The sequence below is a fragment of the Caballeronia sp. NCF2 genome (genome assembly GCF_023631205.1).
Taxonomy (GTDB): domain Bacteria; phylum Pseudomonadota; class Gammaproteobacteria; order Burkholderiales; family Burkholderiaceae; genus Caballeronia; species Caballeronia zhejiangensis.
The window spans coordinates 40,558-60,933 of record NZ_JALQDN010000055.1 but is presented as its reverse complement, the minus strand read 5'-3'; the positions used below and the strand labels follow the sequence as shown (position 1 = coordinate 60,933).

At 65.2% G+C, this 20,376-nt stretch carries 20 protein-coding genes; 14 read left to right on the top strand and 6 right to left on the bottom strand.

The genetic code is table 11. The features are described 5' to 3' along the window. Nucleotide 1: 1 nt before the first annotated feature. From phnN to phnF, 3 genes are read right to left on the bottom strand one after another with little or no spacing between them, the layout of a single operon-like run. Nucleotides 2-562 (bottom strand): phosphonate metabolism protein/1,5-bisphosphokinase (PRPP-forming) PhnN, encoded by a 561-nt coding sequence (gene phnN, locus NCS02_RS19680; protein ID WP_250503144.1) that lies wholly within the window; start codon nt 560-562, stop codon nt 2-4. Beyond that, nucleotides 559-1,251 carry a DUF1045 domain-containing protein gene (locus tag NCS02_RS19675; protein WP_250503143.1) on the bottom strand — a complete coding sequence of 231 codons (693 nt, stop codon included), beginning with the start codon at nt 1,249-1,251 and terminating at the stop codon, nt 559-561. The genes phnN and NCS02_RS19675 overlap by 4 nt, the downstream gene beginning before the upstream one ends. Then, complete coding sequence (gene phnF / locus NCS02_RS19670) at nt 1,248-2,006, bottom strand: phosphonate metabolism transcriptional regulator PhnF (RefSeq protein WP_034473492.1); 759 nt, start codon at nt 2,004-2,006, stop codon at nt 1,248-1,250. Before phnF ends, NCS02_RS19675 begins: the two co-directional genes overlap by 4 nt. A 163-nt stretch (nt 2,007-2,169) precedes the next feature. Between phnF and phnG the strand changes: the two genes are divergently transcribed. The 10 genes from phnG (at nt 2,170) to NCS02_RS19615 (ending at nt 11,740) form a co-directional block, all read left to right on the top strand. Continuing rightward, nucleotides 2,170-2,652: a phosphonate C-P lyase system protein PhnG gene (gene phnG / locus NCS02_RS19665; protein ID WP_034473491.1), complete on the top strand. Its 483-nt coding sequence runs from the start codon at nt 2,170-2,172 to the stop codon at nt 2,650-2,652. Continuing rightward, entirely contained in the window at nt 2,649-3,272 is a 624-nt protein-coding gene (gene phnH, locus NCS02_RS19660; protein ID WP_175982855.1) for a phosphonate C-P lyase system protein PhnH, read from the top strand. Before phnG ends, phnH begins: the two co-directional genes overlap by 4 nt. Continuing rightward, entirely contained in the window at nt 3,272-4,372 is a 1,101-nt protein-coding gene (locus NCS02_RS19655) for a carbon-phosphorus lyase complex subunit (RefSeq protein WP_250503142.1), read from the top strand. The genes phnH and NCS02_RS19655 overlap by 1 nt, the downstream gene beginning before the upstream one ends. Next, nucleotides 4,369-5,223, top strand: coding sequence for an alpha-D-ribose 1-methylphosphonate 5-phosphate C-P-lyase PhnJ (locus NCS02_RS19650; protein ID WP_250459715.1), 855 nt, complete (start codon nt 4,369-4,371; stop codon nt 5,221-5,223). Before NCS02_RS19655 ends, NCS02_RS19650 begins: the two co-directional genes overlap by 4 nt. Beyond that, nucleotides 5,220-5,990, top strand: coding sequence for a phosphonate C-P lyase system protein PhnK (phnK, locus tag NCS02_RS19645; protein ID WP_008354386.1), 771 nt, complete (start codon nt 5,220-5,222; stop codon nt 5,988-5,990). The genes NCS02_RS19650 and phnK overlap by 4 nt, the downstream gene beginning before the upstream one ends. Before the next feature lie 10 nt (nt 5,991-6,000). After that, nucleotides 6,001-6,768 (top strand): phosphonate C-P lyase system protein PhnL, encoded by a 768-nt coding sequence (gene phnL, locus NCS02_RS19640; RefSeq protein ID WP_008354388.1) that lies wholly within the window; start codon nt 6,001-6,003, stop codon nt 6,766-6,768. Further along, nucleotides 6,762-7,895, top strand: coding sequence for an alpha-D-ribose 1-methylphosphonate 5-triphosphate diphosphatase (locus NCS02_RS19635; protein ID WP_008354389.1), 1,134 nt, complete (start codon nt 6,762-6,764; stop codon nt 7,893-7,895). Before phnL ends, NCS02_RS19635 begins: the two co-directional genes overlap by 7 nt. Before the next feature lie 275 nt (nt 7,896-8,170). After that, nucleotides 8,171-9,535: an MFS transporter gene (locus tag NCS02_RS19630; protein ID WP_250436130.1), complete on the top strand. Its 1,365-nt coding sequence runs from the start codon at nt 8,171-8,173 to the stop codon at nt 9,533-9,535. A 226-nt stretch (nt 9,536-9,761) separates the two neighbouring features. Next, complete coding sequence (locus NCS02_RS36325; RefSeq protein WP_175982858.1) at nt 9,762-11,300, top strand: methyl-accepting chemotaxis protein; 1,539 nt, start codon at nt 9,762-9,764, stop codon at nt 11,298-11,300. Nucleotides 11,301-11,455: 155 nt separating this feature from the next. Then, nucleotides 11,456-11,740, top strand: coding sequence for a hypothetical protein (locus NCS02_RS19615; protein WP_008354392.1), 285 nt, complete (start codon nt 11,456-11,458; stop codon nt 11,738-11,740). A 45-nt stretch (nt 11,741-11,785) separates the two neighbouring features. On the opposite strand, the gene NCS02_RS19610 is transcribed toward NCS02_RS19615, so the two are convergent. Next, nucleotides 11,786-12,220: a VOC family protein gene (locus NCS02_RS19610; protein WP_250503140.1), complete on the bottom strand. Its 435-nt coding sequence runs from the start codon at nt 12,218-12,220 to the stop codon at nt 11,786-11,788. A gap of 116 nt (nt 12,221-12,336) precedes the next feature. Here NCS02_RS19610 and NCS02_RS19605 point away from each other — a divergent pair, with 116 nt between their 5' ends. Together NCS02_RS19605 and NCS02_RS19600 are read left to right on the top strand one after the other, a co-directional pair. Continuing rightward, nucleotides 12,337-13,263: a LysR family transcriptional regulator gene (locus NCS02_RS19605; protein ID WP_250503139.1), complete on the top strand. Its 927-nt coding sequence runs from the start codon at nt 12,337-12,339 to the stop codon at nt 13,261-13,263. A gap of 35 nt (nt 13,264-13,298) precedes the next feature. Next, complete coding sequence (locus NCS02_RS19600) at nt 13,299-14,429, top strand: FUSC family protein (RefSeq protein ID WP_250436129.1); 1,131 nt, start codon at nt 13,299-13,301, stop codon at nt 14,427-14,429. 6 nt (nt 14,430-14,435) lie between these two features. On the opposite strand, the gene NCS02_RS19595 is transcribed toward NCS02_RS19600, so the two are convergent. Continuing rightward, nucleotides 14,436-16,319, bottom strand: coding sequence for a PAS domain-containing hybrid sensor histidine kinase/response regulator (locus tag NCS02_RS19595; RefSeq protein ID WP_175982860.1), 1,884 nt, complete (start codon nt 16,317-16,319; stop codon nt 14,436-14,438). A gap of 357 nt (nt 16,320-16,676) precedes the next feature. Here NCS02_RS19595 and NCS02_RS19590 point away from each other — a divergent pair, with 357 nt between their 5' ends. Further along, nucleotides 16,677-16,904, top strand: coding sequence for a hypothetical protein (locus NCS02_RS19590; protein WP_008354398.1), 228 nt, complete (start codon nt 16,677-16,679; stop codon nt 16,902-16,904). A 55-nt stretch (nt 16,905-16,959) separates the two neighbouring features. Here the strand turns inward: NCS02_RS19590 and NCS02_RS19585 are convergent, their stop codons facing one another. After that, nucleotides 16,960-18,477, bottom strand: a complete 1,518-nt coding sequence (locus tag NCS02_RS19585) for an MDR family MFS transporter (protein ID WP_175982861.1) — start codon at nt 18,475-18,477, stop codon at nt 16,960-16,962. Between the two features lie 455 nt (nt 18,478-18,932). On the opposite strand from NCS02_RS19585, the gene NCS02_RS19580 reads away from it, so the two are divergent. After that, nucleotides 18,933-20,282: a sensor histidine kinase gene (locus NCS02_RS19580; protein ID WP_250519941.1), complete on the top strand. Its 1,350-nt coding sequence runs from the start codon at nt 18,933-18,935 to the stop codon at nt 20,280-20,282. Nucleotides 20,283-20,376: the final 94 nt, after the last annotated feature.

Sequence of the window (20,376 nt, the reverse complement as noted above, 5' to 3'; positions counted from 1 at the left end):
TTCAGGCGTGGTTCGTACGCGCGAGCAGCGCGAGCAATTGCGTGCCGGCGTCTGCGAGCATGCCCGAGTTGTCGATCTTCACGACATGCGCGTGCGACGGCAGTTCGAAGGCCGGACGGCGCGCGAGACGCGCTTCGATCTGCCGGGCGTCTTCGCGTCCACGACGCGCGAGGCGCGCGGCAAGCACGGACGGCGCTGCATCGATATGCACGAAGCGCGCATGCGGATAACGTTCGAGCGCGAGTTCCGCATGCTGGCGCGAGCCGTTCACGACGACTGGCCTGCCGCGCGCGAGCCACGCATCCAGCTCGATGCCGATGCCATACCGCAGCCCGAGGCTTTCCCAATGCATCGCGAAGAGGCCGTATGACAGTCTCGAAGCGAATTCGTCATGCGAAAGGGCGATATGGTTCTCGCCGTCCGCGACCGCGCGCGTGATGTAGCGATGTGCGAACAGCACCTGTGCGCCGATGCGTTCGCGCGCGAAGCCGAGCAGCGAGTCCTTGCCCGCGCCTGACGGTCCCATCACGTAGACCAGTTTCGTGCTATCCACTTCGGTCATGCCACTTCCCGTGCGTTGTTGAACGGCAGGCGCTGCCATAGCGCGAACGGCGCGCCCGGCTGCGGCTCGATGAAAAGCGCCGCGCCGTGCACCGGCAGCGGGCCGAGCGTATCGATGCGCGCCTTCCATTCCGACATGATCGACGCGCGCGCGTTCGCATCATCGAGGGAATCGGAAAGGGTCATATGGAAGCGATATTCGTCGAGGACATACGGATAACCCCATTCGCGCAGCAATTCGATCTGCCGTGCGCTCATGCCATCGAGGATGCGCCGCTCGATGCTTTCCCGCGATGGCATCGTACGCAACGCGGAGAGCGCCTTCAGTGCGCTCGCGGCCAATGCTCGAAGGGTTGCGTCGTCGGCGGGCGCGGCGGGCTGTAGCGCGACGAAACGGCCCATTTCCGTGGGGCATACCGGCATCTCGAAGCGCGGCGTCGAACTGGCCCACGCACGCGCACATGCCAGCACGTCCGCGAGCTCGACACCCGGGGCCATATGAAACGGCGCGACGAGCGTCGCGTGCCAGCCGTAACGGCGCGGGGCGTGCGTCACGGCATGCGCGGGCGTCGCGGTTTCGCGGCCGCTCTCGGGATCGCGGCCGAGCCATTCGCAACCTTCGCGCCACCATGCGGAAGCGGCAGGCGGCGCGTAGTAGAGCGCCACGCGCGGATGAACGGCGGCGCTCATCGATCGTGCTCGACCATCAATTGCACGCGATCCGCCGCGAAATGCGTGATGCCGTATTTGATCGGCACGCCGTCCTCGTCGACATCGACGTTTTCGACCCACAACACCGGCTGCTGACGATTGATCTGCAAGCGCCGCGCCACGTCCGACGAAGGCAGCACGCTGCCGATGCGGCTCCATTTGCGCATGTAATCCTTTACGCCGAACGTCTCCAGCGCGGCACTGACACCGCCCGCCGCTTCGATGACCGCGGGCAGATCGTTGAAGCGCGCGGCTGGGTACCAGTTGCGCGCATACGTCATCGGAATGCCGTCGGAGTCGTGGCGCGTTTCGATCTGATAGACGAGCGTGCCGGCGCGCACGCCGAGCGCCTTCGATACGGTCGGATCGGCCTTCACGCGCTCCGAACTCAGCACGACGCCAGCCGACGTGTGCTTCTGGCGGCGCAGATTCTCGGTGAAGCGCGTGCGCCGGCCGATCTGATAATCGATCGCGCCCGGCTGCACGAACGTGCCGCGCCCCTGCTCGACGCTCACGAGACCCGTTGCGGCAAGCCGCAGCATCGCGCGGCGAACCGTATGACGGTTCACGTCGAAACGCTTGGCGAGTTCCGCCTCGCTCGGCAGGCGTCCTTCGTCGCCGAAGCTCTTCGCGGCAATCTCGGCGGCGAGTATCTGCTCGATCTGCCGCCAGACCGCGACCCCCGCGCCGCGCTCCACGGCAACGCCAGGCGCCGCATTTTCGTTGGATGTCATTGCGCTGTCATTCCTGTCGGTTTGAATATCGTTCTCCCGGATTGTAGTGCGCAACTCGTGATGGAAATGTGAAAGCCTCACTACACGACCAAACGTCTAGACGACTAGACTAGACAACGAGTAGCATGACGATGATCCGATCCTTCCAGACAAAGGGAATGCGATGAGTACTTCAATGGAGCCGCGCGCAACGCGAGGCCGCCGCGAATGGATGGCGGTGCTTGCCCGCACGCCGCGCGAGGCGCTGCAACATGCGCTCGAAGCGGCGCTCGAAGGCGCGCGGGTGCCCGACTACGAGTGGCTGCGCGCGCCGGATATCGGGCTTGCGATGGTGCGCGGGCGCATCGGCGGCACGGGCGATGCGTTTAACCTCGGCGAAACGACCGTCACGCGCGCCACGCTTCGTCTCATCGCCGATGACGGCAGCGCGCCGGTCGGTGTCGCCGTGCACATGGGGCGCGACAAGGAACGCGCGACGCTCGCCGCGCTCGCGGACGCCCTCCTGCAGATGCCGCGCTTCGCCGACAAGTTGCAGACGCAACTCATCGAGCCGCTGGCTGCGCGCATCGCAGATGAACGACGCCGCAAAGAAGCCGAAGCGGCCGCGACGAAGGTCGAATTCTTCACGATGGTGAGAGGCGAATGATGCGAATCGACATGACCACGCTCGTGCCCGGCTTCAACGACACGGTGCACGACGCGCAACGCGTGTTCCGCGCATTGCTCGATGCGCTGTCGCGGCCCGGCAGCATCGTTGCGATCGATGCCGCGCTGCCGGACAACCATGCGATGCGCGACGGCCTCGCCGGGCGCGTGCCGCTCGCGGCGTTCGCGTCGCTGCTCGCGCTGACGGATTATTCGACGCCGGTTTTCATCGAGCGCGAAGACAACGTGCTTGGCGATGCGCTGCGCTTTCACGCGAGCGCGCGCTTGACGCGCGATCGCCGCGAGGCCGCATTCGTCTATATCGACGATGCGCGCGACATGCCTTCGCTCGATGCTTTCTCGCACGGCGAACCCGAATCTCCCGAGCATGCCGCGACGCTCTTTATCCATGTGCCGTCGCTGACCGAAGGCGAGCCGCTCGTGTGGAGCGGTCCGGGCATCGCGCAATCGCGCAGCGTCGCCATTGCGGGCCTGTCACGCGAGTTCTGGCGTCAGCGCGCGGCGCTCACGGCGCTCTTTCCTTGCGGCATCGATTGCTACTTCGTCGCGGGCGGCGCGCTCGTCGGCCTGCCGCGCACGACGCAAGTGGAGGTGAACTGATGTACGTCGCGGTCAAAGGTGGCGAACGCGCCATCGAACGTTCGTGGGACGTGCTCGCGAAGAAGCGTCGCGGCGATGTTTCCGTCCCCGAGTTGTCCGTCGCGCAGATTCGCGAGCAGATGCGTCTTGCCGTCGCGCGCGTGATGACGGAAGGCTCCGTCTACGATGAAGACCTGGCCGCGCTCGCGATCAAGCAGGCAGCCGGCGATCTCGTCGAAGCGATCTTTTTGCTGCGTGCGTATCGCACGACATTGCCGCGTTTCGGCTACACGCTGCCGATCGATACTGAAGCGATGTGTGTCGAGCGCCGCATCTCGGCGGCCTTCAAGGACATTCCCGGCGGACAGATGCTGGGCGGCACGTACGACTACACGCAACGCCTGCTCGATTTCACTTTGCTCGCCGAAGGCCAACAAGTTGCGAATGCAACTATCTCGGCGAAAGAGACGGACGCGAGCGCGATGCCGCGCGTGTTGTCGATGCTGGACAAGGAAGGCCTGATCGAGCAGGAACGCGCGCACGAGAACGCGCCCGAGCCGGGCGATCTTTCGCGCGAACCGCTGTCGTTTCCCGCCGATCGCTCGACGCGCCTGCAAAACCTCGCACGCGGCGACGAAGGCTTTCTGCTCGCGGTCGGCTATGCGACGCAGCGCGGCTACGCGCACAGCCATCCGTTTGCGGGCGAGATCCGTCATGGCGAAGTCGCGGTGGAAATGATGGTCGATGAACTGGGCTTTGCGGTCGAGATCGGCGATATCGACATCACCGAATGTCAGATGATCAATCAGTTCGCGGGCAGCGGCGATGTGCCGCCGACGTTCACGCAAGGCTATGGTCTCGCGTTTGGCCACTCCGAGCGCAAGGCGATGGCGATGGCGCTCGTGGATCGCGCGTTGCGTGCCGAAGAACTCGGCGAATCCGTCGGTTCACCGACGCAGGATCCCGAGTTCGTGCTGTATCACAGCGATAACGTGGAAGCAGCCGGTTTCGTGCAGCATCTGAAGTTGCCGCACTACGTCGATTTTCAATCCGAGCTGGAACTGCTGCGCCGTTTGCGCGCCGCGCACGGTTCGGACGACAACAAGGAGAATGCGGCATGAACGCACTCACCGAAGGCTATAACTTCGCGTACCTCGACGAGCAGACCAAGCGCATGATTCGCCGCGCGTTGCTCAAGGCGGTCGCGGTGCCGGGTTATCAGGTGCCGTTCGCATCGCGCGAAATGCCGCTGCCGTATGGATGGGGCACGGGCGGCCTGCAGGTCACGTCCGCGATCATCGGTGCAAGCGATACGCTGAAGGTCATCGATCAAGGCTCCGACGAAACGACGAACGCGGTGAACATTCGCCGCTTCTTCGCGCGCACGGCGGGCGTCGCGACCACCACGCGCACCGCCGATGCGAGCATCGTGCAGACGCGTCACCGCATTCCCGAGACGCCGCTCACGGACAAGCAGATCATCGTGTATCAGGTGCCGATGCCCGAGCCGCTGTTCCGCCTCGAACCGCGCGTGACCGAGTGCAAGAAGCTGCACGCGCTCGCGGACTATGGCCTCATCAACGTCAAATACTATGAGGATATCGTGCAGCACGGCAGCATCGCGACGACCTACGATTACCCGGTGCTCGTGAACGGCCGCTATCTGACGTCGCCTTCGCCGATCCCGAAGTTCGACAATCCGAAGATGCACATGAATCCCGCATTGCAGCTTTTCGGCGCGGGCCGCGAGCGGCGCATCTATGCCATTCCGCCATATACGAAAGTGAAGAGCCTCGATTTCGAGGATCATCCCTTCAGCGTGCAGAAGTGGGAGCACGCGTGCGCGCTGTGCGGCTCGCACGATAGCTTTCTCGACGAGATGATCGTCGACGATCAGGGCACGCGCATGTTCGTCTGCTCCGACAGCGATTACTGCCATAGCCGTCGCGACGACGAAGAGGTGACGCGATGAACGCACTCCTGAAAGCGACGCGCCTCACGAAGCGTTATGAAGGACGCGGCGGGTGCGTCGATGTCGATCTCGATGTTCATCCGGGCGAAGTGCTGTGCATCGTCGGCGAATCGGGATCGGGCAAATCGACGTTGCTGAATGCGCTCGCGTTGCGCAGCGACATCGACGGCGGTGCGCTCACCTACACGACGCGCGAAGGCGAAGCGCTCGACCTGCTGACGCTCGCCGAGCCGCGCAAGCGTCTTTTGTCGCGCACCGAATGGGGCTTCGTGCATCAGAACGCGCGCGACGGATTGCGTCGCAACGTATCGGCGGGCGCGAACATCGGCGAGCCGCTGATGGCGATCGGCGCGCGTCACTATGGCCGTCTGCGCGAGACGGCCGCCGACTGGATGAGCCGCGTCGAACTCGATGCCGCGCGCATCGACGAATTGCCTTCGGCATTTTCGGGCGGCATGCAACAACGTCTGCAGATCGCGCGTAATCTGGTGACGGGACCGCGCCTCGTGTTCATGGACGAACCCACCGCCGGCCTCGACGTATCGGTGCAGGCGCGTCTGCTCGACTTGCTGCGCACGCTCACGAGCAAGCTGCATCTCGCGGCCGTGATCGTCACGCACGATATCGGCGTTGCGCGTCTGCTCGCGCATCGGCTGATGGTGATGAAGGACGGGCGCGTCGTCGAAAGCGGGCTGACGGACCAGGTGCTCGACGATCCGCAACATCCTTATACGCAGACGCTCGTCGCGTCCGTGCTGCCTGTTTGAGGTTCGACCGATGACACACGATTCCTTCATCACCAACGACAAGCTGATGCTGCGCGCAATCGGCATCGAAAAGACTTTCACACTGCATCAGCAGGGCGGCGCGCGTATCGCCGCGCTGTCGGGCGTATCGCTCGATGTGGAACGCGGCGAATGCGTCGTGCTCGCGGGCGCGTCGGGCGCGGGCAAGAGCACGTTCCTGCGCTGCATGTACGGCAACTATCTCGCGACGCGCGGCACGATCGCGATTCGCGACGACAGCAAGCCCTCGCGTCATACGATGCTGACCGACGCCGCGCCGCACGAGATCATCCGGCTGCGCAACACGACGATGGGTTACGTGAGCCAGTTCCTGCGCGCGATTCCGCGTGTGTCGTCGCTCGATCTCGTCGCGGAGCCGCTCGTGTCGCGCGGCGTCGATGAAGACGAAGCACGTAAGCGTGCGAGCGCGTTGCTCGAACGCCTCAACGTGCCGCGCCGTTTGTGGACGCTCGCGCCCGCGACGTTCTCGGGCGGCGAGCAGCAGCGCGTGAACATCGCGCGCGGACTGATCGCGGCGCATCCGCTGCTGTTGCTCGATGAACCCACTGCGTCGCTCGATGCCGAAAACCGCGACGTGGTCGCCAATCTGATCGTCGAGGCGCGCGAGCAGGGCGCGGCGATCGTCGGCATCTTTCACGACGAAGACACGCGCGAGCGCGTCGCGACCCGCATCGTGCGGCTCGCGTCGAGCGCGGCCATCGCTCATCAAACCGATTCCGGAGTGTTGCAGACATGCTGATAACAAATGCGCGCATCGTGACGCGCGACGAGGATTTCGTGGGCACCTTGCGCGTCGAGGACGGATGCATCGCCGACATTGCGCCGGGCAATACGGCGGCGCGCGAGGCGCACGACTGGGACGGGGATTATCTGTTGCCCGGCTTCGTCGAGCTGCATACGGACAACATCGAGAAGCATCTCGCGCCGCGCCCCGGCGTGCTGTGGAATCACGAAGCGGCGATCATCGTGCATGACGCGCAAGTGGCGTCGGCGGGCATCACGACCGTGTTCGATGCGCTCGGCGTCGGTTCGCGTCCCGAAGACGGCGTGCGCGGCCGCGAGCTTCAGGTGCAATGCGCGAAGTCGATCGGCAAGTTCGTCGCGCGCGATCTCTTGCGCGCCGATCACTTCCTGCATCTGCGATGCGAAGTCGGCACGACGGATGTCGTCGAAGTGTTCGACCTGCTTTCGTCCGATCCGCTTTTCCGGCTTGCATCCGTGATGGATCACACGCCCGGCCAGCGTCAGTGGCAGGATCACGAGAAGTGGCGCAAGTATCAGGAACGTCATGGCAAATGGAGCGACGAGCACGCGAAGAAAATCCTCGCCGAACTCGCGGATCATCAGGCGCGTTACGCGGCGAAGCATCGCGCGGAAATCGTCGCGCGCTGCAAGAGCCTGAACATCTCGCTTGCGAGCCACGACGACACGCTCGTCGAGCATGTCGAGGAAGCGGCGCGCGACGGCATCGCGCTCGCCGAATTCCCGACGACGCTCGAAGCCGCGCGCGCCGCGCGCGAACACGGCATCGCGACGATCATGGGCGCGCCGAACGTCGTGCGCGGCGGCTCGCATTCGGGCAACGTGTCGGCGCTTGAACTGGCGCACGAAGGGCTGCTCGATATCCTGTCGTCGGATTACGTGCCGTCGAGTCTGCTGATCGCGGTGTTCGATCTCGTCGCCAAGGCGGGCTGGTCGCTGCCGCGCGCCGTCGCGACCGTTTCGTGGGCGCCCGCGCACGCGGCGGGTCTCGCGGACCGCGGCGCGATCGCGACGGGCCTGCGCGCGGACTTCGTGCGCGTCGCCTCGGTGGACGGCCTGCAGGTGCCGCGCGAAACGTATCGCGCGGGGCGGCGCGTCTCCTGACTGTCCGCAGATTCGCTGCCTTTTGACAGCCACACGTCAGCGCTTCGTCATACGCGGGAAAGCCCGCGTTGACGAAGCGCAAACTTCTTCAGTACCCTCACTCGCGAGTTCGCTATGTGAATCGGTGTTCGTCTAACGAACTTTTCTCCGATTTCCATGCGGTTTGACCGGGGTTCGCTGCTCGCACGACAACAACAAGAACGGCGGCGGGAAGCGGTTTCAGTTCCGGGACGCGGCCTTGCGAGGCGCGCGCCCATCACCGAAAAGGGAATGAAGTGAGTAGAAGTCCTGCCGTGAACGTACAGACGTTCATCAACGAGCATCCGTTCTCGCCGTTTCAGTGGCTCATCTTCGTGATGTGCTTCGTGATCGTGCTGCTGGACGGTTTCGATACCGCCGCGATCGGCTTTATCGCGCCGTCGCTCGTCGCCGAATGGCATATCAGCCGTCCGGCGCTCGCGCCCGTCTTGAGCGCCGCGCTGTTCGGCCTCGCCGCGGGCGCGCTGTTGTCCGGGCCGCTGTCCGACAAGCTCGGCCGCCGCGCGATGTTGCTTTCGTCGGTGCTGATCTTCGGCGTCGCGTGTCTCGCGTCGGCGTTCTCGGCCGACCTCACGCAATTGACGACGCTGCGCTTCATCACCGGCCTGGGGCTGGGCGCCGCGATGCCGAACGCCGTCACGATGATGAGCGAGTTCTGTCCGGACAGCCGCCGCGCGACGCTCATCAATCTGATGTTCTGCGGCTTTCCGCTCGGCGCGGCGTTCGGCGGCTTTCTCGCCGCGTGGATGATTCCGCAGTTCGGCTGGCGCAGCGTGCTGATGCTCGGCGGCATCGCGCCGCTCGTGCTGTCGGTGCTGTTGATCGTCACGTTGCCGGAATCGGTGCGCTACATGGTGGCGAAGTCGAAGCCCGTCGAGAAGATTCGCGCGACGCTCGCCCGCATTTCGTCCGACGCGATGAACGCCGGCTCGTTCTTCATGACCGAGGCCGCGCCCGCCGCGACGGGACAGAGCGGCATCAGCGTGGTGCTGTCGCGCTCGTATCTCGTCGGCTCGATCATGCTGTGGCTCACGTATTTCATGGGCCTCGTGATCTTCTACGCGTCGATCAACTGGATGCCGATTCTGCTGAAGGAATCGGGCCTGCCGCCGCAAAAGGCGACGCTCATTTCCGCATTGTTCCCGCTCGGCGGCGTCGGCGCGGTGCTGTGCGGCGTGCTGATGGACAAGTTCAACGCTAACCGCATCATCGCGGCGTGCTACGCGCTGACCGCCGTGAGCGTGTATCTGATCGGCCAGGCGGCGGGCAATGTCGGCATGCTCGTGCTCGTCGTGTTTGTCGCGGGCGTGCTGATGAACACCGCGCAATCGTCGATGCCCGCGCTCGCCGCGGCGTTCTATCCGACGCAAGGGCGCGGAACGGGCGTCGCGTGGATGCTCGGCATCGGGCGCTTCGGCGGCATCGCGGGATCGTTCCTCGTCGCCGAGCTGACGCGTCTGCATTTCACGTTCGGCGGCATCTTCGCGACGATCGCGGTGGCGGGCATCGTTTCGGCGGTCGCGCTGCTCATCAAGCAGGCCGCGCATCCGCAAACGGCGATGGCGAGCGACCTGAAATCGACAGAGCCGGTCGGGCACTGAAGCAGCATGGACCGACGCCCCGCATGACTTCGGTCATGCGGGGCGTTTTGCTTTGTGCGCCGCGTTCCGCGCCTCAAGATTCGACGCGCCTTGCCGTTAAATTGCACGCAGCTTTCGATAACGACGCGGCGTCGCACCCGCTCACGCAAACGTAAAATCGCCCGCGATCGGAAGCCGCAAAGCGAGCGCCTGCCCCGGCGCGTCCATCGGCTATTACAACCAGATCGTGAAAAAACTTTCTTTCAAGACCAAGCTCATGAGCATCGTGGGCTTCGTATGGCTCAGTCTGATTCTTCTGTGCGCGCTCAACGCGATCTCCACGAAACATTCGCTGATGAACAACCGCGAAGGCGCGCTCGCCGAACAGGTTCAGTCGGCGGCGAGCGTCGTCAGGTTCTATGTGAAGCAGGCGCAAAGCGGCGCGCTGCCCGAAGACGAAGCGAAGAAACGCGCGATCGCGAGCGTGCGCGCGATCCGCTACGGCACGAGCGGCTATGTCGGCATCATCGATTCGAAGATGTGGCAGGTGCTCGATCCGCCGCGTCCGCACTCCGAGGGCAAGATCAACGATTTCGTCGATAGCACGGGCAAGCACTTCACCGCTGAGATCGTCAAGCACGGTCTCGACGGCTCGCATATCACGACGTATTCGTATCCCAAACCGGGCGAGCAGGAACCGCTGCCCAAGGTCACGTACGGTGATTACGTGCGCGAATGGGACTGGCACGTCTACACGGGCGCGTGGATCGACGACATCGATCGCGCCTTCCATGCCATCGTGCTCAAGTCGCTCCTGCTGATCGGCGTGATCGGCGCGGCGCTGACGGTCGCGATGACGCTCATCATCCGCGGCGTGCTGAAGAGCATCGGCGGCGACCCGCGCGATGCGGCCGTCGTCTGCCAGCGCATCGCGGCCGGCGATCTCGCGCAGACCGTGCAAGTGCAGCGCGGCGACGATTCGAGCCTCATGCATTCGATGCACACGATGCAATCGCGCCTCACGCAGACGATCGCGCAGATCAAGCTCGTCGCTGACGGCATCACGGCGGCGTCGCGCGAAATCGCGGACGGCCATCACGATCTTTCGTCGCGCACGGAAGAGCAGGCCGCGTCGCTCGCGCAAACGGCGTCGAGCATGGAAGAGCTCACGTCGACCGTGCGTCTGAACTCCGATAACGCCGGCGAAGCGTGCCAGCTCGCGGCGAGCGCATCGTCGACGGTGGAAAGCGGCAGCGGCGTCGTGCTCGGCGTCGTCGCGACGATGGACAAGATCGCGGGCAGCTCGGAGAAGATCGTCGACATCATCGGCGTGATCGAAGGCATCGCGTTTCAGACCAACATCCTCGCGTTGAACGCGGCCGTCGAAGCGGCGCGTGCGGGCGAGCACGGGCGCGGCTTCGCGGTGGTCGCATCGGAAGTGCGGGCGCTCGCGCAGCGCTGCGCGGCGGCCGCGAAGGATGTGAAGACGCTCATCGACGAATCGGTGACGAACGTCACGGCGGGGCAAGACCTCGCGCAGCAATCCGGCGACACGATGAAGCAGATTCTCACGTCCGTTTCGCGCGTGACCGACATCATGAACGAGATCTCGTCGGCGTCCACGCAGCAGACGCAGGGCATCGAGCAGGTCGGCGTCGCGATCGTGCAGATGGACGCGGTCACGCAGCAGAACGCCGCGCTCGTCGAACAGGCGACGGCCGCCGCCGCCGCGCTCGCGACGCAGGCCGAAGAGCTGAAGCGCGCCATCGCGGTCTTCAAAACCTGACACGAAGACGCGAAGACGTTGGCGAATCGTCAGACCGTGGCATGTCGCGTGCTGACTCCTGACGTGCGAACGGCCGCTCGCGTGAAGCGCGGCGGCCAGCAGGCAGAACAAGCCGTGAGCATCGCATTTCGCAACCGCCAACAGGAGTCTTCGATATGAAACGTTTCGCCCTTTCCGCCGCTGCCGGCGCTTTCGCGCTGGTGTGCGCGTCCGCTTTCGCGCAGGACAATCCGCCGAGCTCGAACACGGGCCTGCAGGCCGGCGACAACGCGCAGACCACGACGCAGCCCGCGCAGCCGAACGCGCACGCGCACAAATCGACGCATTCGAAGAAGACGCACAAGAGCACGATGAACTCGGGTCCGTCCACGCAACCGGGCGGCACCGCGACGCCGAGCGGTCCGGGCGCGCCGGTCAGCGCGAGCGGCTCCGGCCAGTAAAGCGCGCTGCAATGACGAACGGGACGCCGCGCGGCGTCCCGTTTTTTATTTCGCGAAGAGCGACGACATATCGGCGAACGCTTTGATCTCGACGGCATTGCCCGACGGATCGAGGAAGAACATCGTCGCCTGTTCGCCGACTTCGCCCTTGAAGCGCACATGCGGCTCGATGATGAAGCGCGTGTCCGCCGCGCGCAGCTTGTCCGCGAGCTCGTTCCACTGCGGTATGGGCAGCACCACGCCGAAGTGGCGCACCGGCACGGCGTCGCCATCGACCGCGCTCGTCGTGCGATGTCCGCATTCCTCCGGCGCGAGATGCGCGACGATCTGATGGCCGTAGAAATCGAAATCCACCCATGCGTCGGAGCTGCGGCCTTCCGGGCAGCCGAGCAGTTCGCCGTAGAACTCGCGCGCGGCCGCGAGGCTATGAACGGGAAACGCGAGATGGAACGGCGGCATGGCGTGCTGGGTCGTGCTCATGGAGTTGAGTCCTTCAATCGACGTTCATGGGAACTGGAACCAAGTTTATTAATAAATATTTGTGTTGAAAAACGATATATTTCTGGAGTCAGCCCAAATATTTTCGATGAATCGACATGCTGCGCGAACTCCGGACTTTCATCGCGGTGGCGCGCCACGGCACTTTCGCGGGCGCAGGCGCGCAGATCGGCCTCACGCAATCGGCCGTGAGCGCGCAGATGCAGCGCCTCGAAGCGCATCTCGGCGCGAAGCTGTTCGACAGGACGGGCCGCTCCGCGACGCTCAACAAGGCCGGCAAGCGCACGCTCGAACTCGCCGATGAACTGATCGCGCTGTACGCGCGCCTCGCTGAGCCGGAAGGCGAGGACGGGCGCCGCGGCTCGCTTTCGGTGGGCGCGATCGCGTCGGCGCATGCGGCGCTTTTGCCCGATGCCATCGGCGCGTTCCGGCGCATGCTGCCGGCGTGGCGCATCCGGCTCGTGCCGGGCGTGTCGCTCAATCTGCTCGCAAGCGTCGATGCAGGCGAGATGGACATGGCCGTGATGATCCGCCCGCCGTTTTCGCTGCCCGCGGAACTGCAATGGCGCACGCTCGCCGTCGAGCCGTTCGTGCTGCTCGTGCCTGCCGCGAAGAAGGGCGCCGACTGGCGCGCGCTGATCGAATCGGAGCCGTTCATCCGATACGACCGGCGCTCGTTCGGCGGCCGGCAAGTCGACATGTTTCTGACGAAGCGCCGCATCGCCGTGCGCGATTCGATCGAGGTCGACGAGCTGCCGGGCATCGCGCAACTGGTGGCGCGCGGGCTGGGCGTGGCGCTCGTGCCGGTATCGGACGGCATCGGCGCGTGGCCGCGCGGCGCGGTCGCGCTCGATCTCGGCGGCGACACGTTTCATCGCGAGATCGGGCTTGTGGAGCGCGCGCGGCGCGTGCGCGCGGACGAGCCGGATGCGGCGGCGCGCCTCGCGGGCTGCATCGTCGAAGCGGCGCAGCGCGGCGGGCCGATTGCGGCCGTCAAACGCGCGCGCAGGCGCAACGCGTCCTAGAATGCGTGGCAGGTGCGTTACCTGTGGGGAAGCCAATGGATGACGAGCAGCCCATCGGCGACGCGAAAGCGCGTCTCGCGGATTCGTCGCTGACGATCGTGCAAGCGCTCGTGCAGCGCGTGCAGGCCGTGCTCGCGTGGCTCGATCGCGTCGATCCGGGCACGCATCGGCGCATCAAGGGATTGCGGCTCGTGACCGCGTACGGGCTGGCGGCGGCGCTCGGCGCGCTGCAGGACGTGACGCAAAGCGTGCCGGCGGGTGTGTCGGTGGGCGCGCTCGCGGGCGGCTTCGCGCTGTGGGCGAGCGTGTCCGAGGCGCGCACGACGCGTTTGGAGTCGAGCCGCGATCTCGTCATTCTGTGCGTCGCGGCTGCGTTCGGCGCGTTCACCTTCACGTTTTTTGCGCCGATGCTTCGTGAAACCGGACGCGGCGGCGCCGAGCTGATTCTCGTGACGGGCGCGTTCCTCGCGGGCTATCTGAAGCGCTTCGGGATGACGGGCGCGGGCGTCGGCTCGCAGCTCTATATCGGCCAGCTCCTCGCTTACGGGATGGATCTGCGCCCCGGCGATTCCTGGGCGATCCTGCTCGCGTTACTGATCGGCATGCTCGCGGCGATCGTGCCGCGCGTGCTGAGCGGACCGGCCGAGCATCCGGTCGTGCTGCCCGCGCTGGCGTCGGAGCCCGCTTACGGTCGGGACGCGATCTCGCCCGCCTTCGCGATGGGTCTGCAGGCGGCGTGCGGCGCGCTCGTCGTCGTGGCGTTGAATCGCCTGTTCGGGCTCGCGGAATCGGCGTGGGCGATCACGGCTTGCGTGTATGTCGTCGCGACGTCGGCGGTCGGGACGGCGGAGCGCGTACGGCGGCGCATCTACGGGACGCTTGTCGGCGTGCCGATCGGCATCGTGTGTCTGCCGCTCGCGGAACATTGGCCGCTCGTCGTGTGGATTCTGTCCGCGTTCGCGATGATCGCCTATGCGATGGCGCTGCCGGAGCGATACGACATCGCGTGCGGCGCGTTCGCGTTCGTGCTCATCGTGACGCTCGCGGCGAGCGGCGTGCATTCGCTCGAACTGCTGACGGCGCGCGCGTGGGAAACGCTGCTCGGCGGCGCGCTGGGGCTGATCGCGTCGCGGGTGATTTTTCCGTTGCGGGTGGTGAGGGCGTGATCGCCCTCACCGCTTCGCCACCTCCTCCAGCAACCGGTCCAGCACGTCGAAATCCACCGGCTTCACCAGATGCGCGTCGAAGCCCGCCTGCGCGGAGCGTTCCTTGTCGCTGTCCTGTCCGAAGCCCGTCATCGCGACCACCGTCGCACGCCCGATGAGCCGCTGCGAGCGCAGCGCGCGCAGCACCGCGTGACCGTCCATGTCGGGCAAGGCGAGATCGAGCAGAATCAGTTGCGGCGGGAAATGGCGGATCACGTCGAGTCCTTCCTTGCCGTGATACGCGGTACGCACGTCGTGGCCTTTCATCTGCAAGAGCAGCGCGAGGCTGTCGGCGGAATCCTGGTTGTCGTCGATCACGACGATGCGCAGGCCGCCGCCCGTGCCTAGCGTCGCAGTCTGCGCGAGCACGCGATGCGGCCGCGGCGCATCGTGGTCGGACGCGTAAGGCAGGCGCACGACGAACGTGCTGCCCTGATTCGGTCCGGCGCTCGCCGCGCTGATCGACCCCCCGTGCATCTCGACGATCGACCGGCACAGCGTCAGCCCGATGCCGAGGCCCGCCTCGCCGGGATTGAGATAGTGATCCTCCTGCACGAACAGATCGAAGATGGACGTGAGACCCTTCTGCGAGATGCCGCGCCCCTTGTCGATCACTTTCAGCAGCAGCGCTGTCGCCTCGCGCTCGACTTCGACGCGGATCGTGCTGGCGCGCGGCGAGAACTTCGACGCGTTGTTCAACAGGTTCTGCACGACCTGCACGAGCCGCGTGATGTCGCCCATCACATGAACGGGCTCGGACGGCAGCTTGCTGACGACGTTCTGCGCGCGTTCGTCGGTGAACGGATGCACGAGCTCGATGCTGCGCGCGACGATCTCGCTCACGTCCACGCGCGTCATGCGCAGATCGATCTTGCCGGTCGTGATGCGGCCCATGTCGAGCAGATCGTCGACGAGCCGGCCGAGATGCGAAGTCTGTCTGTCGATGATGTCGCGGCATGCGGCGATGCGTTCCGGCACGTCGCTTTCCATCTGCATCACGCCGATCGCATTGCGCACCGGCGCGAGCGGATTGCGCAACTCGTGCGCGAGCGTTGCGAGAAACTCGCTGATGCGCCGCGACGACACTTCGAGCTGATCGAGGCGCTTTCTGTCGCTCATGTCGCGCGTGACCTTCGCGAAGCCGCGCAGCACGCGATGCTCGTCGTACACCGCGTTGATCACCACGTTCGCCCAGAAGAGCGAGCCGTCCTTGCGCACGCGCCAGCCTTCGCTCTCCACGCGGCCCGTGCGGATCGCGGTCTGCAGTTCGATCTCGGGGAGGTTGGCTTCGAGATCCTCGGGGCAATAGAACATCGAAAAGTGCTTGCCCAGGATCTCCGACGGCTGATAACCCTTGATTCGCATCGCGCCCGTATTCCAGCTTGCGATATGGCCGGCCGGATCGAGCATGAAGATCGCGTAATCGCTGACGCTTTCCACGAGCAGACGAAAGCGCTCTTCCGAGAGCCGCAGCTTCTCTTCCTCGGCGCGCTTCGCGGTGAGATCGCGCGTGTACTTCGCGTAGCCGATGATCTCGCCCTGCGTATTGCGCGCCGCCGTGATGACGACATTCGCCCAGAACAGCGTGCCGTCCTTGCGCACGCGCCAGCCTTCGTCCTCGAAGCGCCCGGTCGCGTAGGCCTGCTTCAGCTCGTACTCGGGCCAGCCGCGCGCCACCGATTCCGCCGTGTAAAAGCGCGACAGATGCTGTCCGATGATTTCGTGCGCCTCATAGCCCTTGATCTTGCGCGCGCCCTTGTTCCAGCTCGTGATGCGGCCGCTCAGGTCGAGCATGAAGATCGCGCAGTCTTCGATCGCATCGACGAGCGCGTGATACTGCGGCTCGCTCATGGCGGGCTCGGATGGCGCGTGGCGGGCGAGGTCGAGGGGCGAGTCGGCTTTAGGTCTGGTCATGGTTCGGGTGGTCGGCGCAGCGGCGGACGTTTCCTGGACAAAAGGTCCGCCGACGCCACAGTCTACCCGGAGCCCCGGCATCGCTGCCATGCCTTTAGTGAGCGTAGCTATCGGCGTGCCGGGCCGCGAAACGGCGCGCGGCGATCGCACCACCCGTTTTCAGCCGTGCTTTTGGAGGGATTTCAACGCCGATGCACGCACGTAGACTGCGTTCACATTTCAGAAGGTCGGTGCTGGGCAGGCAGTGCGACGAGGCCGATGAAGTGGATTCGTGAAACCCTCAGGAGCACTACCATGACCGGCAATCTCAAAGGCATCATCTTCGTCGCGGCGCTCGCATGCGCTTCCTACGCGCTCGCAAGCGGATACGGCCCCGCGCCGCACTATTCGCCGATGGAAGGCGCGCCCGTCTCGCAGCAAGGCATGAACATGCAGACGATCGCGCAGGACGCTCAGCCAGGCAACGATGCAGGCGCCGGGAAGGCGAAGCAGGACAGCCCGCTCATTCAGGCGCAGGATTGAGCGCTTTTTGCATGAGACCGCGTTCCGCCGGTCGTCTCGGCGGGACGCGGCGCGTTCAATGAAACGCCTGATTTGCGGCGTTTTTCGCATCGGCCGCGCCGACCGTCTCGACCGTGCCCTTCGCGCGCCCGATGTCGATCTTCGGCATGAACAGCATCGAAATCACGGTGCCGAGCGCGATCACGAACATCGCCGTGAAGGTCAGATGCAGCGAATGGTGCAGCACGAGGCGAATCTCGTTGTTCATCGCGAAGTCGCCGGGCACCGACGACAGCAGTTGCTTCAGCTGATCCGCATGAACGGGCGGCAGGCCGGCCGTGTGCGTGAGGCCGTAGTTCTGCACCGCGCCGAACACGGCTGCACCGAGCGTATTGCCGAGATTGCGCGAGAAGAGGTTCGATGCCGTCGCGCTGCCGCGTTCCATCGGCTGCACGATTTCCTGTATCAGGATGAGGCAGGACACGCTTGTGATGCCCATGCCAAAGCCCAGCACCGCCGAACCGACGCCCGCCCAGACCGGGCTCGATTGCGGACCGAGCAGCACGAACGGCAACGCGCCCAGCGGAATGAAGACCGGGCCGATCATCAACAGACGCCTCAGGCCGATGCGGCTGAACGCGCGCGACGTGAAAGTGGCGCCGCTCGGCCAGCCGATCATCATCATCGTGAGCGCGAGGCCCGCTTCCACCGGCGTGCGATGCATCACGCCCTGCACGTACATCGGCAGGAAAGTCGTGAGGCCCATCATCGCCATGCCGGCGAGGACCGTCGCGACGTTGCTCGCGGCAATCGGCCGATGCGACCACAGCTTGAACGAGATCATCGGATCGGCGGCGCGGCGCTCCTGAATCACGAAGCACACGATCGCGAGCACGAACACGCCGATCTCCACGCCGACGCGCGCATTGCTCGCGTGGCCGGCGTCGGTGAGCGCCATCATCAGCGCGGCGACGGCGGCGGTGAAGAAGAACGCGCCCGCAAGATCGATCGCCGGACGGTCGTGGCGCTTTTCCTCGTGCAGAAAGAGCGTGAAAAGCAGCGCGGCCAGTATGCCGATCGGCACGTTGATCCAGAAGATCCACGCCCACGAGAACTGGCGAATCAGCAGGCCGCCCACCATCGGCCCGAGCACGGCGGACACGGCCCACACGCTCGCGAGATAGCCCTGCACCTTGCCGCGCTCGCGCGCCGGATAGAGATCGCCGACGACCGTCAGCGCGACCGGCAGGATCGCGCCCGCGCCGACGCCCTGAATCAGCCGGAAGACGATCATCGCGGGCATCGACCACGCGAAGCCCGCGAGCACCGAGCCGATCAGAAAGATCGCGATGCCCGCGAGGATCGCCGGCTTGCGGCCGTAGAGATCGGCGAGCTTGCCGAACACGACCGTGAGCGCCGTCTGCGTGAGCAGGAACGACGAGAACACCCAGCTATACAGATTGAGGCCCCCGAGCTGCGTCGCGATTTGCGGCATCGCGGTGGAGACGATGGTGGCTTCGATCGCGACCATGGCCATCGAGGCCATCACCGCGCCGATGACGAGGGGACGGACGGTTTTGCTGTTCTGTGACATGCGGGCAGGAAGGCATATCGCCCGCCGCGCGTACGAGACAACGATGTGCGCAGACGGGCCATGCTCGAAAAATGAAGATGCGGCGGCGACGCCCCGGCTTGCGGATTCCTTGCAGCCGAAGCAATGTCGCCGATGAGAAAGCGCCGGATGCAATGTTATCCCGCCGCGCGAATCGCTGCTCGATGCGCATTTGCGCGCTCATTCAACGCTAATTCTTCGGGCCTACCTTCTGTACGTGGACGGGCAGCATGCTTCCTCGAGCAATCCGGCGGCCCGTTTCACGTATTCTCCTCAGCCCTTGGCGCCGGCCGTGATTCGGACCGGCGCATTTTTTTCCGCGCTTACGCGCATCTGCCACGCACATGTCGTCTTTCAGACCTAAATCCCCGGGAATGTCGCCTAAAATCGAACGGGCTGCAGCTTTGCCCCGTTCCCTTCCGAAGCGGCGGACTCGCATGATCAAATCACTGAAGAATCAGCTGGTGCTCGCGCTCGGGCTGCTCGTCAGCGTGATCGGCGTCGTGCAGGGCGTGAGTTCGTATCAGTTGAGCAAGACCGGCATGAGCGCGCTGCTCGACATGCGGCTCGAACAAGTGGCGGCGCGTCTGCGCGACGGACTCGCCGACAGCCTGCCGAAAAATCCCGCACGCGGCACGCAGGACGAGCGCGACGTCGTCGCCGTGGTGTGGAAGCCGGGCGAGGCGCTGCCTTTCCGCACGACTGACCCGTCGCTGCACTTTCCGCGCGACGCGCAGCCGGGTTTTTCCGGCGTCGACGTCAACGGCGAGCATTGGCGCATGTTCACGCGCCGGGAGCCGACGATGACGATCCAGGTCGCGCAGCGCTCGTCGATCCGGCGCGAAATCACGCAGGAAGCCGCGACGCAAACGCTCTGGCCGATCGCGGTGCTTTTGCCGCTCGTGTGGATCGCGGTCGCGCTCGTCGTGCGGCGCTCGCTGCGTCAGTTGAACGAGCTGGGCGAGGAAGTCCGCGCCATCGACATGGGTCATCTGCAGCCGCTGCCGACCGTCGGCGTGCCCACGGAAATCGCGCCCTTCATCCATTCGATCAACACGATGATCGAGCGCCTCGCGACATCGATCGAGAAGGAGCGCAAGTTCATCGCCGATGCCGCGCACGAATTGCGCACGCCGCTCACCGCGCTGCAGCTACAGGCCGACAATCTCGCGCCGCATATCTATCCCGGCAATCAGGAGCGCTTTCAGGAGTTGCGCAAGGGCATCGCGCGCAGCGGCAAGCTGATTACGCAACTCTTGCGGATGGCGCGCGCCGATGCGCCGATGAACGGCGCGCCGCTCGCGCGCGTGAACATCGCGGACGTGGTCACGGCCGCCGTCGCCGACGTGCTGCCGATCGCCTTGTCGCGCGGCATGGATATCGGCGCGGAGGAAATGGTGAACGCGCACGTGCGCGCGGTGGAAACCGACATCGGCATGGCGGTGAAGAATCTCGTGTCGAACGCGGTGCGCTATACGCCCGATGGCGGCACCATCGACCTGCGCACGCGGCGCGATGGCGACATGGTCTGGATCGATGTCGTCGACACGGGGCCGGGCATCGACGAAGCCTTGCTGCCGCGCGTGTTCGACCGCTTTTTCCGCGCGAATCCGGACATCGAGGGCAGCGGGCTGGGGCTGTCGATCGTGAAGGCGATTGCCGCGCGTTACGGCGGCGACGTGACGCTCGAAAATCGCAGCGACGGGCGCTCGGGCATCGTCGCTTCGATCGGTTTTCCGGTCGAGGAAGTGAGCGAAAGCGTGCCATCGCCCGCGTTGAACCTTTAGTGTTTTGCGCGCTGTTTTCCGCCGATTACAATGCATTCGCTGCGTGGCGCGAAGCGATCGTCGCCGGTCAGTAGAACACTCAAAATGACCGGTC